At 54.7% G+C, this 14,659-nt stretch carries 18 protein-coding genes; 3 read left to right on the top strand and 15 right to left on the bottom strand.

Annotated elements, in window-relative coordinates:
- Positions 1-1,087: epoxide hydrolase family protein (locus JJB09_RS26185; RefSeq protein WP_201664044.1), on the top strand; the 1,087-nt coding region annotated here is incomplete at its 5' end.
- A gap of 212 nt (positions 1,088-1,299) precedes the next feature.
- Here JJB09_RS26185 and JJB09_RS26180 read toward each other — a convergent pair.
- The 9 genes from JJB09_RS26180 to JJB09_RS26145 all read right to left on the bottom strand — a co-directional run bounded on the left by JJB09_RS26180 (position 1,300) and on the right by JJB09_RS26145 (position 5,569).
- Positions 1,300-1,563, bottom strand: coding sequence for a hypothetical protein (locus JJB09_RS26180; protein ID WP_201664043.1), 264 nt, complete (start codon positions 1,561-1,563; stop codon positions 1,300-1,302).
- Positions 1,564-1,569: 6 nt separating this feature from the next.
- Positions 1,570-1,704 (bottom strand): hypothetical protein, encoded by a 135-nt coding sequence (locus tag JJB09_RS27015; protein WP_281431868.1) that lies wholly within the window; start codon positions 1,702-1,704, stop codon positions 1,570-1,572.
- Positions 1,704-2,189, bottom strand: a complete 486-nt coding sequence (locus JJB09_RS26175) for a hypothetical protein (protein ID WP_201664042.1) — start codon at positions 2,187-2,189, stop codon at positions 1,704-1,706. The genes JJB09_RS27015 and JJB09_RS26175 overlap by 1 nt, the downstream gene beginning before the upstream one ends.
- Positions 2,190-2,511: 322 nt before the next feature.
- Entirely contained in the window at positions 2,512-2,673 is a 162-nt protein-coding gene (locus JJB09_RS26170; RefSeq protein ID WP_201664041.1) for a hypothetical protein, read from the bottom strand.
- A gap of 34 nt (positions 2,674-2,707) precedes the next feature.
- Complete coding sequence (locus JJB09_RS26165; protein ID WP_201664040.1) at positions 2,708-2,887, bottom strand: hypothetical protein; 180 nt, start codon at positions 2,885-2,887, stop codon at positions 2,708-2,710.
- 435 nt (positions 2,888-3,322) lie between these two features.
- A complete protein-coding gene (locus tag JJB09_RS26160) occupies positions 3,323-3,793 on the bottom strand; it encodes a ferritin-like domain-containing protein (RefSeq protein WP_201664039.1) in 471 nt (156 codons plus the stop codon).
- A 36-nt stretch (positions 3,794-3,829) separates the two neighbouring features.
- A complete protein-coding gene (locus tag JJB09_RS26155) occupies positions 3,830-4,432 on the bottom strand; it encodes a hypothetical protein (protein ID WP_201664038.1) in 603 nt (200 codons plus the stop codon).
- A gap of 26 nt (positions 4,433-4,458) precedes the next feature.
- Positions 4,459-4,764: a PepSY domain-containing protein gene (locus tag JJB09_RS26150; RefSeq protein WP_201664037.1), complete on the bottom strand. Its 306-nt coding sequence runs from the start codon at positions 4,762-4,764 to the stop codon at positions 4,459-4,461.
- A 514-nt stretch (positions 4,765-5,278) separates the two neighbouring features.
- Positions 5,279-5,569 (bottom strand): hypothetical protein, encoded by a 291-nt coding sequence (locus JJB09_RS26145; RefSeq protein WP_201664036.1) that lies wholly within the window; start codon positions 5,567-5,569, stop codon positions 5,279-5,281.
- 238 nt (positions 5,570-5,807) lie between these two features.
- Here JJB09_RS26145 and JJB09_RS26140 point away from each other — a divergent pair, with 238 nt between their 5' ends.
- Positions 5,808-6,245: a pyridoxamine 5'-phosphate oxidase family protein gene (locus tag JJB09_RS26140; protein WP_201664035.1), complete on the top strand. Its 438-nt coding sequence runs from the start codon at positions 5,808-5,810 to the stop codon at positions 6,243-6,245.
- A gap of 132 nt (positions 6,246-6,377) precedes the next feature.
- Here the strand turns inward: JJB09_RS26140 and JJB09_RS26135 are convergent, their stop codons facing one another.
- Complete coding sequence (locus JJB09_RS26135; RefSeq protein WP_201664034.1) at positions 6,378-6,719, bottom strand: DUF6894 family protein; 342 nt, start codon at positions 6,717-6,719, stop codon at positions 6,378-6,380.
- A gap of 817 nt (positions 6,720-7,536) precedes the next feature.
- On the opposite strand from JJB09_RS26135, the gene JJB09_RS26130 reads away from it, so the two are divergent.
- Entirely contained in the window at positions 7,537-8,580 is a 1,044-nt protein-coding gene (locus JJB09_RS26130; RefSeq protein WP_425523773.1) for a DNA topoisomerase IB, read from the top strand.
- A gap of 189 nt (positions 8,581-8,769) precedes the next feature.
- Here the strand turns inward: JJB09_RS26130 and JJB09_RS26125 are convergent, their stop codons facing one another.
- The 5 genes from JJB09_RS26125 to JJB09_RS26105 all read right to left on the bottom strand — a co-directional run bounded on the left by JJB09_RS26125 (position 8,770) and on the right by JJB09_RS26105 (position 14,545).
- The gene (locus JJB09_RS26125; RefSeq protein WP_201664032.1) at positions 8,770-9,249 is read right to left on the bottom strand and encodes a YfbU family protein; all 480 of its coding nucleotides are present in this window, start codon (positions 9,247-9,249) and stop codon (positions 8,770-8,772) included.
- 110 nt (positions 9,250-9,359) lie between these two features.
- The gene (locus tag JJB09_RS26120; protein ID WP_201663103.1) at positions 9,360-10,184 is read right to left on the bottom strand and encodes a PRC-barrel domain-containing protein; all 825 of its coding nucleotides are present in this window, start codon (positions 10,182-10,184) and stop codon (positions 9,360-9,362) included.
- A gap of 1,021 nt (positions 10,185-11,205) precedes the next feature.
- Positions 11,206-11,607: a response regulator gene (locus tag JJB09_RS26115; protein WP_201664031.1), complete on the bottom strand. Its 402-nt coding sequence runs from the start codon at positions 11,605-11,607 to the stop codon at positions 11,206-11,208.
- On the bottom strand, positions 11,600-12,655 hold the full coding sequence (locus JJB09_RS26110) for an HWE histidine kinase domain-containing protein (protein ID WP_201664030.1): 1,056 nt from the start codon (positions 12,653-12,655) through the stop codon (positions 11,600-11,602). Before JJB09_RS26110 ends, JJB09_RS26115 begins: the two co-directional genes overlap by 8 nt.
- A gap of 423 nt (positions 12,656-13,078) precedes the next feature.
- Entirely contained in the window at positions 13,079-14,545 is a 1,467-nt protein-coding gene (locus JJB09_RS26105; protein ID WP_201664029.1) for a PAS domain S-box protein, read from the bottom strand.
- Positions 14,546-14,659: the final 114 nt, after the last annotated feature.

The following is a 14,659-nucleotide window of genomic DNA, read 5'->3' as shown; positions in this document are numbered from 1 at the left end:
CAGGATCAATATCTCCGACGCTATCATCTCTGATCTGCACCGAAGAATAGACGAGACCCGCTTCTCCGATGGATTTGATGACGTGACCTGGGCCGCGGGCATCCCGCAATCCGAACTGAAGACTCTGCTTGGCCATTGGCGTCAGTTCGACTGGCGCTTGGCAGAGAAGCAACTGAACGCCTTCCCCTCCTATAGCACCGACATCGATGGCACTGGGATACACTTCCTCCACATTCGCGGAAAGGGTGAGCGCAGAGTGCCGATCATTCTTACCAATGGTTGGCCGAGTTGCTTCGTTGAATTCCTGCCGCTCATTCCGCTTCTGACGGAAGAGCGGAACGGCTGGTCATTCGACGTCGTCATTCCCTCACTGCCTGGGTACGGCTTCTCGGACAAACCTTCAGTGCCGGGAACAAACATCACACATATCGCTAGCCTCTGGGCCGAACTCATGCGTCGGTTGGGATACGAGCGGTTTGTTGCTCACGGAAGCGACATGGGAGCGGGTGTGGTGGAGCGGTTACGTGCCAATCATGGCGCTCGTGTCATTGGCGTCCACATGGTGAACGTCTTTTCGGGATATCCCACTCCCTCAGACCCGACGGCAGAAGAGCACGCCTTCCTGGAAGCCGCATCGCAATGGCGCATGCTCGAAGGCGCATACGCTATGCTACACGCCACGAAACCCCACACCATTGCCGCCGCGCTCAACGATTCACCTGCTGGGCTGGCCTCGTGGATCGCAGAGAAGTTCCAAGCCTGGACCGACGAGAGCAAGGTTTCGCTCGACGTTATCTGCACGATCCTGACTATCTATTGGGCCACACAAACCATTGGATCGTCTCAATGGCTCTACCGTGAGGCATTCGGCGACATCGGCGCAATGTCACCGCCACCTAAACAGGGGGCACCTGTGGCTGTTGCGATTTTCCCAAAGGACATCCTACCGGCACCCCAAGCCTGGGGCGAGCGGTGGCTTGATATCCGTCAATGGACAGTGATGGAACGAGGGGGGCATTTCCCAAGCCTCGAAGTTCCGAAACTCCTTGCTGACGATATCCGGGCTTTCGTTGGTCAGCTCTGCTAATTTCCTCGGACGCGGTTTGCTTGGTTTGAGGCATGCCGCGTCCAGTTGATGAAGGCCGCTTTCACAGTTGGGCATCAGACCCCTGGATGGCCCATCAGCATGTAGGCGACCAAAGCGAAGCATGCCAAAAGTACGATCGTGGAAATCGCGGACTTGACTGTGGCTGTTGTTGTGGGGAGCTGAAAGGTCATGGGGATAACGACCGATCTCGGCTAGTGTGTTTCCACGTCTTTCAATCGCACCGCCTCCAGTTCTTTTGGATCGACGCTGATATACTGCTCAGTGTTTCCCAAGACGCCTATCGCCGGGATATGTAGCATCGTCGATGAGCGTCGATAGGCGATGAAAGGGATACCCGGAATTACCTCCTCGTCTGTGATGATGCGATAGGTGCCAGGCGCAAGTGGCTTAACCAGTGGAGAAAGCTGAAACGGGTGGCTAAAGGTGATCTGTGTCTCTGTGGTGCGGTCGGACATGATAGCTCACGATGAGTTCGAGGTGGATTTTTTATACGAAGGTACGGGTTTGACGAAAGTCGAAACAGGCGGCTGCTTTGCAGGCTTTGCCGCTTTCGGCTTTCGGGCTTCCTTGCTTCCTTTGTTCTTTTCCTTGGACATTAATGTTCTCCACTGATTGACGGTGTGTTGATCGTTCGCAAAGCACGCTTTGCCACCTGCTCGGTCAGGCCTTGCATGTTCCAAGTCCCGTACTGTGCCGGGACCCCCGAAAAGACGTGGTGGATCGTCCACGTACCGTCTCGTTCTATCCTCTTGCCAAATAGATACGAACCTCGCGTGGCTGCACAACGAAGGCTGCCGCCCTCATTCTCCCAACGGGCCAAATCACCTTCGTTAGCTGGGCTCTTGCTGTTGGGAATACACGATGCATGCAGGACCTCGAATTCTCCCAGTAGGTTGCTAGCAAGTTCTGCTTCGGAGGTAACTCCATCCTGAAACGCGCCGACGAGAACACGGCCGAACCGCATTCGCCTTTCGAGATGCCACTTGGTGTCGATATCAAAGATACCCGCCGTATCGAGTACGCTTCCGAGCATTTTAAGATTCATTGATGTGAGATGTTGTTGATTCACGACGGAAGACATTTCGTCCTCCTTTTCGCTTGGGGCTAAGGTTTTCAACCCTATAAAAGCAGCGCCCGCTTCAATTGCTGCCGACAATCGACCATGCGCCACAACTAGGTCGCAAGCAAGGCTGAACTGGAGGATCGTGCGAGACAGTCACGCTTGTGGTGACGAGCTTATCGGAAATCGCTATCGCGCAGAGTCCCAAGATCAATACTGCAGCGTTCGCTGCAATCATAGGCTTCAGTTCAAAGTGCATTCTAACATCCTCATGTCGCCGGATTGGTGGACCGCATATCGTTTCCAGCGAGCGAGGCGGAGATACGGATGAGTGCGAGAAACATTACGGCCGCGGCTGCAACCACACAACCGGCAGCGCAAGTATCATTGAAATGACGGTTCGAGGTGTCGAGTGGTCACGAGAGGCACTGCGATTGCAGGCAGTCTTGCCGGCAATCGATTTGGTCGCCGTCAGCTTGATGCCGCGATAGAGGAACGAATCCATAAAAAGATCCCATCAGTTTCTGTTGGAGGCGAATTCAGCAGGCGATCAGATAGTGCGCGATATCCATGGGAATGACTTGCTTGGCAAGGACGACGTAATTGTGCATGCCCACCCGCCCCAGCGTTCGGTCAAGCGCCGCTAGTCTGTCGAGACAGGATCCCTGGCACCCCTCAAGGCCGTGCCAGAACAATTGGCTACCGACAAAACGCACCATGTTCCACATTCAGCACGATTACAACGAGATTAAAGTCTAAATTGCAACAAGCGCAGAGAAATCAATTATTGCTTGCATTGCGGCACTGCAGCGGCCATTGCCGGATGACATGTTGGTGAAGCTGGCAGTGTGAAGCTGTTCATGATTTCCGACTGGTGAGTGCTTCATCAAGCGCTAGGCCGATCAGGTAGATCAGCAGATTGTCCTTTAAAGCCTTTGCACTTGTTTCGGCCGCGCGAAGATGGCGGCTTCCTGCTTGGTGCCGTTGCATATTAGTTCTGGAACCGGGGCCGCGAAGCTCGGGATTTGAGGGGTTGGACAAGCCCCTGACGCTAGGGCAGGCACCCGTTACTGCCGGATGCGCACTTCGTTTGAAAAGGATCGTTGGATGAGCAGCTCTTTGTCTGGTGAGCGGCTCATCCGGTGGCTATATCGTTACTTGTTTACGACCGTGACAGCAAGTGTCGTCAATTTTGCATTCGCCGCCTTCTCCTGATCGAGGATTTCAGTCAGTAGAACATGCGCCTTCTCATTTCCGAGAACCTTGGCCCATTCACGCAGAGAACCGTAACGAGCGATCTCGTAATGCTCGACAGCTTGAGCTGCGGCAAGCAAACCGGCGTCGAGCGCTGGGCCCTTGGCTTCTTTCATAAGTCCATCGGCTTCCTTGATGAGGCCTTCGATTGCGTCGCATTTTGTGCCTTCCGGCTTCTTATCAATTGTTGCGAAGACTTTATTGAGCGTTGCAATCTGCCCCTTGGTCTCCTCCAGATGGCTCTCGACTGTCTGCTTCAGCTGAGAATTTTTCACAGCCTTCGCGACCTCTGGCAATGCCTTCACAATCGCATTCTCGGCATAGTACACGTCCCGGAGGGTGTGCTCGAATAGTTGTGCTAGCTTTTCCAACTCAATTCTCCTTTGCTTTCAGCGTGCTCGTATTCCTTAGCCAATGGGGTACAGATTTCGCTCGCGTTCGCGCTTGATTTCATCAGCCGTATAAGGACCCAGCTTGGGATCAAAACCTGTCCAGCCGCTTTGCTCATAAGCTTGGCGGCGGGACGCAGGATCGACACCGTTGGATCCGCTCAGAATCGTCTCCGCATCTGCGGCGCGACTTTCATCGACCTTTGCGGTCACAAGTGTGCCGCCCCTACGAACGCCTTCAGCATAGACATGCGCGTCGGTCTCGGACACACCGGAGTCAGTCAGGGCGCCGATGATCCCACCAGCCGCGCCACCCACCGCCGCACCAGCAGCCGCACCTGCCGCAGTGGCCGCAAGCCAACCAGCTGCGACGACTGGGCCTACGCCCGGAATTGCCAGCATGCCAAGGCCGGCGAGAAGACCGCTTACCCCGCCTGCAAGGACACCAAGTCCAGCACCGGCGCTGGCACCTTCCGCAGCGTTCGACGCGTGCTCGTGTCGACCGTCTGCGTTGTTCGAAACAATGCTGATGTCTTTGGCGTAGATGCCTGCATTTTCGAGCGCAATCACCGCAGTGCTTGCGTCATCGTAAGAGTCAAAAAGTCCAGTAACGGTTTTCATAGCGTGTTCCTCTTGTCTGCTTGAGATTATTGAGCGACGACATTGCCCTGGTAATCGAGCCCGACGCGGACGGACTTTCCATCCTTCATGGCCATTCCATGCCAAACGCCTTTGTCATCGAGCGATAGCGCACCAACTGCAGAATACCCGGCGGCGGCGAAACGCTTCGTGGCCTGAGCTTCGGTAAAACTGTTCTTGCCTTCAACTGGGGCGTTGGCGTTCTTGGAATCGGGTGTCGCAATCGCCGGAGTCTCGCTGTCAGAGTTCGTCTGCGCAAAAGCGTGCGGGGAGATCGCACTGAAGAGTGCGGCGGCAAATACCATCGGGTTCATGATGTTTCCTCTCGTTCGATCACATGGATCTATGTTCCAAACTCATTCGAAGGAGGATCGTTCCTAAAAAATAGTGCCAAAGTTGTCGGCGCAGCGTGATGCGCAGGCTTTAGTTGTACTTTCTGCCGAGGCGCAATTTCATTCGGGAGGATGGGGATCTTATATGCTGGCCGGGGTTACTCGGCCAGCATTGTACAGGGTTCCTCGCTATGCGAGGCATTGATCAATACCAGCGACCTCGGCCGAACCAGCCGCCGCCGCCGAGCAGCAAGATTATGAGAACTATGATGAGAAGCGTGGTGATATCCATGTTGACTCTCCTGGGAGTAGTCTGGTCATCTCCATCGCGGTATTTTGCGCGGTGCGCTGTTCGTGATTACTCCGGTATGAAGTAACGTTTGACGCAGGGTTTGGTTCCATTCGAAACAAGCTTGCTGCAAATTTTCAGCATAATAGCGTTGCTGGAACCAAGGATTTCCCCGCAGTCGAAGCGGGAAATGTAGGGTCCTTGCAACTAGGAGCCACCCTCGTCGACCCACCGATCAATTGCCTCGGATTTTTCCTGCTTCGGGGTCCGATGCTTACCCGAGCCTGTTTCGAATCCGCGTTTTTCAAGCACATCAGTCAACGAATCCTCGGAGTCGTTGCCGTTCCGAAAATGGTCGATAAGAAAACGCGCAGCCTTTCCCATTTTATTAGGATCAACCGTCGCCTCCGTCCCTCGAAACCCGGCCCGCTTTAGGACACGTTCGAGCATCTGCAAATCGGTAGACGTTAGGAACTCATGGCGATTGTCGGAAGACATGCCGTCCTCCTTTGTTGGGGCTAGGGCTGGTATCCCTATAAAAGCAGCGCCCGCTTCAATTGCTGCCGACAACCAACCATGCGCCTCTTGAACTGGACTAGCAAGGCACTTGACTGAGCTTGTATTCGAATCTGGTGCAGCGCATAATCTCGCCACCAGTAAACATTGACACGCTCGCCTGTTCCTACTTGTTGCAAAGCGCATAGCGGGAAGACGACTGCTTTGTGGTGTTGTTGCAATGTTAATTCGAGAGATGCCAACACGAGAATGCCGTGCGCTCATCGCCAGAGAGAGACTGGCCCGATTGGGGTGCAGCAGAGACAATCAGCCATATATAGTTCCCATCTACTATATTTTTGCAGAGAGCCAGTTCTTCAGCTTTTCCATGGCAGGACAGAAGATCGACTACATGCGAACCAACCCGAATGTTTGTCTGGAGATCGAGCGTTTCCATCAAAATCGGCGATGGAAATCTGTGATTATATCGGGCACATTCACCGAACTCACGCAAAAAGCGGAACGACAGCAAGCCTGGGAAATACTCAAGGTTTACAACGATTGGTGGGAACAAGGGGGGTTCGAAGCGATTTCCAACACCGAGCACATGCAACAAGCGCCGATCTATTTCACCATCAGCATAAACGAGATGACAGGACGCGAAGCAACGCCGCAGTAGGCCATCAGGACGCCTAGGTGCCAAGTGTGAATGAGTTACAGCCGTGTCAACTTACGCTGCTGATCCGGGCAAGATGATTGACACGAAGATGGGCAAGGCCATGGGCACGGAGTGTCAGGTCCGGCTGCTGCGCTACACTTTACCTCGATGAATCGAAGGAACGACTGTCCAAAGAGTTTCGGAGACATTCCGATAACCAGATCGTACGGGCAGACTCGAGAGTTCTGCAACTGTCCAGCAGTCACTTTGCCGCGCTTCAATGAAGGAAATCGTCACAACGGTTGTGCCATGGCAATCCGAAACCTCGAATGCTTTCCCATAAAGCGCGTTGTCAAGGAGCAAGCCATCCGCAAGGTATCGTCGAGCTGCCGCCAACCCTGCCATGCGTGCTTCATTGTCATTCTCCAGTTCAACTCCGGCGGGGTCCCTAGTTACGTGTTTGCCGTCGCGCATGTTGAAAAAATATACAGGCATGCCACACCTCCTGATGAAGCGCTGCCCACCGCTTACTTTTGACCGCTTCGTGTTCCGATAAACCTAAAATGGCGATCTCAGTGCCAGCCTTCCGCAGCGAACGACCGTGAAGTCATAGGGGCGGTTAGGATCGAACATCTGAGCTGCAAATACTTGTCGCCGCTCGAGTTAGAGAGCGAAACTGCTCTCGGCCGCTGCCTCATTGAAATTGACTTGCGGGGTCCCACGGCCCTCAGGCTCAATGCGCATTTAGCAACGCAACAGGCAGGAACTTCCGCGACAGCCTCACCAATTCTGGTGAAAGAAACAGACCGATTAAATTTAGGGTCCGCGCAGTCGTCCGTCAATATCCGCGCATCGAAATTTGACAGTGCCGGTTGGAATGCGCGCCTGCCCTCAGGCGTCTTCGCGCGGTGGGATAATCAACGATGAGCAACTGCATCGGATTGTGTGTTTTTGCCATTTCGGCAACACCGTTAGTGGCGCCGATGCAGCGCGACGCGTTCGCGAGATATTAGGCGGGCGAACCAGCCTCTTTGCGCGGTTGCGCGCGCTTTTCACGGGTTGATAGCTGCCAACGCCTTGCGTCAGGAGGAGCCGGCCCGCTGGTCACGCCGGCAGTTTGAGAATGAAGAGCCCGGCAGGCTTCAGTCCGCCGTGGTCGGCTTTTCCTTTTGACTGATGCCTTCAGTCCGTTCCCGGCGATCCAGACCCATTTCTGCTGTGTTCCGGACATCCGGGATGTTAGGAGAAGGGAACAGAACGTTTGCATCGCAGTTTAACCGGCATGGTTCAGTTAGTTTCCGAAATGGATAAGATGTACTCAAGCAGTAGCGCATTGTTAGGCGGCTCCGGGCTTGTTTACGTGTCTTCACTTGAGGGTGGCGTGAGCCGCAGGCTCGGTAAGCGGGGTTTTCTCTATTACGCCGCCGACGGCCGCCGCATCACGGATCCGGCCGAACTTAAGCGTTTTGCGGCCTTGGCCGTTCCGCCAGCCTACTCGGATGTCGTGATTTCGTCGAACCCGAACTCGCATTTACAGGCGGTCGGGGTCGATGCTCGTGGCAGGAAGCAGTATCGGTACCATCCCGATTGGTCATCAGAGCGCGGACGAGCGAAATTCGAGAAGCTCGTGCAATTCGCGGAGAGACTTCCTGAGATAAGGGAGCGGGTAGACAACGATCTGAGGTCCAGAATGCCGACTTATGAAAAGGCGTTAGCAACCGTCGTGCATCTTCTCGACAACTTATATATCCGCGTGGGCAATTCTACGTATGCAGCCGCCAATGGGTCGTTCGGTCTGACGACGCTGCGAAACAGGCATTTGAAGATCGAAGGTTCAGTGATGCATTTCCGTTTCAAGGGCAAATCCGGCAAAGAGTGGCGGGTGTCGCATACCGACCGGAGGCTTGCAGGCGCGATCAAGCGAATCCAGGAGCTGCCCGGTCAGAACCTCTTCCAGTATCTGGATGAGGACGGCGCTCATCATCAGATCAAGTCGCAGGATGTCAACGAGTATATCCGGACTGCGTCCGGCAGCGACTTCACTTCTCGGCAGTTCCGCACTTGGGGCGCGACATGTATGGCGGCCTTCTCGCTTGCGGAAATCGAAGCCGCGGCGAGCAAACGGGACCGTGCGCGGCAAATCAATGCCGTAGTAGACGCCGTGGCGGCGAAGCTCGTCAACACCCGGTCTGTGTGTCGGTCTTCCTACATTCATCCCAAAGTCTTTGAGGAATTCGAAGCGGGACGGCTCCCGGCGTTGATTCGTATGGGAAAAACAAGAAGTACCCGCCTGCTCGATTGGATGAACGAGGATGAAATTTGCGTGCTGCGTTGGCTGGAGGCGGCTGCGAATTGAGGTCAGATGAACCGCTGTCCGTTGTTGGTCATACCCATCGATGATCACTGCCATTGTCGCAGATTGTGCTCGTCGCTGGTGCTAAGACAGTTTCGGCCTTCTGAGGCTGTGCCCTTTCTCGCATAGCAAAAATTGAGCGATCGGCTTTGTCAGCCTTCACGTCATCGACTCCCTACTGCAATCCGGCTACTAGGCGTGAATGATCGCCTCGGCTTCGGCTTCGCTCAGTTCATATTTGTTCCCAGCTTTCCGCCAAATCCTCAGCATGCGTCGATAGCTTGATAGTGTACTTATGCTGTGCGAATTCCTGTTGGGAGCCGATTCCGGGTAGAGCCTGCATCGATCAATGAGGTATTGCGCGAACGCAAAATGCGGATCGTTGTTGGCATCGAAGCCCTCGAACTTGGATGCCTTCTCATTGGATGGCGTCCATCCATTTTGCTTTGCGCTTCCCAGCGCGCGAAACATCTCCAGGACGTCGTAGACCTCCTTTTGCATTTCAGCGGATGCCTCCTCATCACTAAACATATGAAACAATTCGGAATACCGGGAGGTGTCCCCGGAGGCCAAAATCTCTTGTTGTGCTTGCAAATCGGCTACGTTGCCCGGATTGTGTGTCTTGAGAAGTTCCAGCTGGTTCCACAAAATCAGGCGTGTCGGGCGGTCCATTGTCTCGCTCCTTGCAATCGTGTCGAATTCAGTCTCAGCACGAAAAGAATCTGCCGGGAAAAGCAAGAGCGGCTGGGAAGCCGCCCTCACTCGACGTTTGGGTCGCTTTGCTACTGGATAGGCTTATAATCCGGCTGGGCTTTCAGCGCATCTTTGTTGGCATCGATGTAGACCCGGAAATCATCGCCTTCCTTGTTTCGCACAATAGTGAGCTCATCGGGGGTCACCGCAATTTCATGCTCGCCAATGCCGAGGAAGCCGCCGATATCGAGCACCACCAACTGCACCTGCCCATTGTCGGCCATGACCAGACGATTGATTTCGCCAACGTCCTCGTCCTTAGCGCCATATACGCGTGCGCCGGTTAGCTTGTCGGCCGTCACTTCCGTCATTTGGGCTGTCTGATAACCCTCACGCATCACGTCTGGCCGAATAAGCTTCGTGCGGTTTTCATCGATTGTGGCCTGCACCCCGCTATCGGGGATAGTGGCGGCCGTGGTGTTCGGATCAGTTGGCAAGACATAGGCGGGGGCATTATCGAGTGCATCCTTGGTCGCGTTTACGACGAGGAAGTAGCTTTCCGGTGAGTCGCCATCTTTGATGAACTTCACATCGCGTATGGACACCGCAACGTCTTTTTCGCCCATGCCAAGGAAGCCGCCGACTCCGATGACCGCTGCCCGAATGGACTGGTCACTTCCCAACACGACATCGTTAATCTCGCCGATATTTGCCCAGTTCTTGTCGGGGTCGTTGAGGGGCATGTTCAGATCAACCGGAGTTTCGGCCGCGTATACGGTTTGCCCAATCAACTGAGATGCGCGTATATCGGTCGCGCTGTACTGGTAAGTGGTGAGGGGGGCGACTGAGGCGCCGTAAGCTGCACCACCTGCCAGCAGGATGGAAATGGCTGTCGTCGCGATCAGTTTTTTCATTGTCTCAATCCTTCCATACAATCTTATGTTCCGGCCGAACTGGGCCGGTGAAGGATAAGTGCATCAATCCCCGATTTGTTCCCGAAGTCCTGATTTGTCACGGCCGCAATAGCAATGTCTCGCACTCGGGCCGGTGTTCGACTCTTTCGCGCTTCTGCGGCGTGCAGTGATCCTAGGAACGCCGACCGGCGTTACCAGTCAGCGCGGATGGGCGTCGATCTTCTGCGTTTCGCAAACGTCGAGTTTTCGCATCTCGCACAGCTTTTTCGTTGTCGGCGATTAGCCGAAAACCCTTTTGCGTTTCGGCACGGGGTACGTCGGGCTTTGGCGTGATGAGCGCATCGAATTCAGCGCTAGTGATCATGGCAGTTTTCCCTGAGAATCCGCTCGGCTCTGTTCGACTGACAACCTCTTCCAAGCACCTTTGGCACAACCGAGCCAAGCGGTTTTAGCTCCGCGCTTTTTGCGGAACCTCGGTAGCTGTCGTCCGTTTAATGCGCAGCTGTGAAAAGCGCTTCTGTATTGAAGGAGGCAGATGATGAAAGTTCGATCGATAAATGACCCGGATCGCGACACCGAGCTCGAGGAATAGCTCGACAGCATGATAGCCCTTACAACGGACAAGTTAACCGAGGCGGGTTTCAGCACGAGCGAGGTGTTGAATGCTTTTGACACTGTCCTGGCGAACAGGCGGTGCATACCGGGAAGATCCTGATCCTGCAGAGGAACCCCAGACTATAATGCCACTCGGCTAGGGCTAACCGCGTAGCCGACATGGCGCTGGACCCTGCAAGAACTAACACCGTTGGAACCATATTGCTCATGGGGAGTTATGATGATGCTAAGACACTGGTGCCCCCCGCGCCCTTATGGCGAATGCCAGTGTCAATGCCTACTTGACCGTTCTCCGGTGCATTCCCCTGACAGAACAAGCCCGCCGGGGGACGGTCATGTCTGAGGCTCCGTCTCTTGCAGTCTAGCCGCAACGGATACAGCGAAACGTTTATGGATCATCTTCCGATTAGACGCCGATGATTCGGCCCGAATTCACTTCGGTCTGGGGGGCCAGTATACGCGCAAGAGCCTCGCCCAATTCCCTGTCCATGAACGGCTTTTTCAAAACAGGTCGGTCGCTGAAGCCATCCCTGATTTTGGGGCTGCCGTAGCCTGTCGCGAAGACAAACGGGACACCTCGTGTTCGCAGCGCTTCAGCCACCAAATAACTATCATTACCCTCCAGATTCATATCCAGCGTCGCAACGTCAAAGTTTTGAGTTTCAAGTAGGGCTAAGGCCTGACTTACTGTGGCTGCGGCCTTAACCGATTCACAGCCGAGATCGCGCAGCATGTCCTCGATCATCATGAGTATTAACATCTCATCCTCTACTACGAGTGCCCGTTTGCCGGAAAGCAATCTATCCATCATAAGCACCGCTGGTTAGAGGAAAGTTGATCCTGCAGATTAGGCCAGCTGTCCGATAGTCGAGGACTACCGTGCCATCCAACTCGTGAGCCAGGCCATGTTCAATTACACGCGAACCGAACCCTTTCCGGGACGGTAACGTTACGGTAGGCCCACCCTTTTCCTCCCAGCACAGGCGAATCTCCTTGCCATTCGGCAACGGCTCAATTGTCCAAGAAATCTGTACTGCCCCGGCAGCATTGGAAAATGCCCCATATTTTACGGCATTGGTCGCGAGTTCATGGAACGCGACGCCCAGCGCCAGAGCGATCCTTGGCGAAACGCGGATATCCTTGCCAGCGATGGCAAAGTGCTCAGACCTTCCATTCGCAACCCCGAACGCCTCCAAGGCATTCTTGATCAGATCGCAGAGTCTCACACCTTCCCAGTTTTTGCGGGTTAACAAATCGTGCGATCGAGAAAGAGCAAAGAGGCGTGACTCAATGGCGTCCCTGATCACCGCGGGATCGGAGTTGTTCCGCAACGCCTGCCATACAATCGACTGAACCGTAGCGAGAGTATTTTTCACGCGATGGTTCAGTTCCTCGATAAGCATCCGTGACTGAGACTGCTCCTGCTTGTGGTAGGTAAGGTCGACGAAAGATGCGAAATGCTGGACCACACTACCGCTGTGGTCACGCACGGGGTTGATCTGGATGGCCGACCAGAACTCGCTGCCATCCTTGCGGCGATAGCAGATCTCAGAACCACCTCTCGAGGCGCTCGAAAATGCAGCGTCGAGGCGAGCTAGTGCATCACCGTCAGTGCCGTGCGACATCAAGAAGTTGAAATTCTGGCCGAGCACCTCTTCTCGCGCGTATCCGGTCAACTCGAGAAACGCATCGTTGGCAAATATGATGGGGTTGCCGGGTTGTGTAGAGTCTGTAAACAACATCGCCATACGTGTTGTTTCAGCCGCCACGACGAATGGGCCAAGATCTTGCCGAAAGCCTTCAACTGCCGCTTCGGCAGCCCGTTGCGTTTTATTCTTGGTTCCAATTTTTGCCATGCCGAACCTTGTCCGGTTGATGGATGGCCGCAGTGAGATCTTCGCTTTTATTCTACACGGGGTTATCAGCCCAATGCTGAACTGTGCGGCTGTCCGATGCATTGATCAATACCAGCGACCTCGGCCATACCAGCCGCTGCCAAGAACCAAAATTATGAAGAGGATGATGAGAAGCGTTAACATATCCATGGTGAGGCTCCGAGGAGTACCTGGCATGATGCTTACCTGGGTGGTACGCCGCTCGTGATTACTCCAGAGTGAAGTAACGTCTGACGCAGTTTTTTGGTTCCATCTGAAAAGCGGGCAATATTGTTGTGCAGATCAGCGTCGCCTAGCCTGCTTTCGTCAGAGGGCGCGCGGGGCTTTTATGGCGGAGTGCCTTGATGAGGATGAATATCTCTGCAAGGCGCATCGGCGGCATGTCTATGACTGTTGACCAGCCAAGCGATCCCGGGCCACGGCGAGTCTTATTGACAGGCCTTCGGGCTTCCATTCGCGGACGATCTCACCGCCCAGTTGGCTCCGCACTGTCGCCCTACCGAGCAAAGTCCCGAATCCCTCTCCATCGACCTTCTGATCGACCCGCGGCCCACCTCGCTCAGTCCAAGTCAGAATAAGTTGGTCAGCGTCCTCGTCGCAGGAAATGTTCACCTCGCCTTCGGGAACGGATAGTGCCCCATATTTGGCGGCGTTCGTTGCAAATTCGTGCAAAAGCAGCGCGAAGCTTGTCACTGCGCCGCCGCCGATTGGAGCGTCCGGACCAACGATGGTAACTCTAGGCTGGCAGTTGTCCGAAAGGTTGACATAGGGGGCCAGGATCGTAGCGATCAACCTATGCAGCGTCGTGACCTGCTCGGTTCTCTCCTGCGCTTCAGAGTTTGATGGCACCGTCAACTCGTGGGCTTGCGCCAAAGCGTTCAGCCGGTCTCGTACTGTCGAGGCAAGCTCGGCTGGCGTGCTTGTCGAACGTGCGCTGAGGTTGACGACGCTGCTCGCAACGGTGAAGAGGTTCTTGACGCGGTGGTTCATCTCCCGAATTAACAGGTGCTGCTGCTCCTCGGCGCGTCTGCGCTCGGTGATATCGCGTGCGATCTTCGAAGCGCCGATAACTCTGCCATCGCGACTTCTGATCGGAGACACTGAGAGAGAAATCTCGACAAGAGTGCCATCCTTGCGCCGCCGGATAGTCTCATAGTGGTCGATAGGTTCGCCGCGACGAATGCGGCTGAGTATGTGGGTCTCTTCGTCATGCCGATCCAGCGGTATCAGAATGGTTATATGCTTGCCGATGACTTCATCCGCGGTATAGCCGAACAGTCTTTCCGCGCCCCGATTCCAGCTCGTAATTGTGCCATTGAGATCTTTAGCCAAGATCGCATCGTCAGAGGATTCAACGATGGCCGAATACCGCTGCGCAGTTTCATCGGCGATTGCCCGGTCGGTGATGTCGACGAGCATATTAACGGCGCCAGTGAGTTTGCCATCTGCGTCAAAGAGAGGTGTCGGGAATGCAAGGAAGGGAATGCGCGTACCGTCAGGACGCTCGGCGAGCGCTTCCAACCCTCTAATTGCCTGCCTGTTCCTGAGTGCCATGGCCATTGGGCACTCATCGTGTGGTAGGGGCGTGCCGTCGGGCCAATAAAGCTTCCATGAACCACAAAACTCGCTCTTGCCAATCTCTGGCCGCACGCCCCACATTTTGACAGCCGCACTGTTATAGAATGTAATTCGACCGTTGGCGTCCGTCATGTAGATCGGCTCGGGGAGGGCTTCGATTATGTGATAAGCGTCTACATCGGTTGTCGACAGTTGGCTCCGTTTATCACTGGGTAGGGTTGTTTTAATGTCGCGTGCATCATCGACTCTTGCGGCAACCGGTTGGAAGCTCATTCGTCTCTCCGAAAGTGTCTGGGGATCGGCATTCTGCCGCCGGAAAAGCATTCGTAGAACACAGAATGATACGCCGCAGGAAAGTACGTGTCTAGCACTCATGCGTACCTCAAC

Source organism: Phytoamicus setariae (assembly GCF_016722925.1).
GTDB classification, from domain to species: domain Bacteria; phylum Pseudomonadota; class Alphaproteobacteria; order Rhizobiales; family Rhizobiaceae; genus Rhizobium_E; species Rhizobium_E setariae.
The sequence above is the reverse complement of the archived record's forward strand: the minus strand, read 5'-3'. Positions and strand labels throughout refer to the sequence as shown.